Consider the following 279-nt stretch of genomic DNA (forward strand, 5'->3'; position numbering starts at 1 on the left):
CGTGTCTCAGTCCCAGTGTGGCCGTTCACCCTCTCAGGTCGGCTACGCATCGTCGCCTTGGTGGGCCGTTACCCCACCAACTAGCTAATGCGCCGCAGGCCCATCCTCTAGTAGCAGATTGCTCCGCCTTTCATCCTTCCCTCAGGTGAAGAAAGGAATTATCCGGTATTAGCTACCGTTTCCGGTAGTTATCCCAGTCTACAGGGTAGGTTGCCTACGTGTTACTCACCCGTCCGCCGCTAAGCTTACCCCGAAGGATAAGCTCCGCTCGACTTGCAT

At 56.3% G+C, this 279-nt stretch carries 1 rRNA gene; it reads right to left on the bottom strand.

What is annotated here, in order from left to right:
* Positions 1 to 279 (bottom strand): 16S ribosomal RNA (locus tag AC0LWN_RS32855); the annotation flags it as partial.

The organism is Paenibacillus sp. sgz302115 (assembly GCF_056120445.1).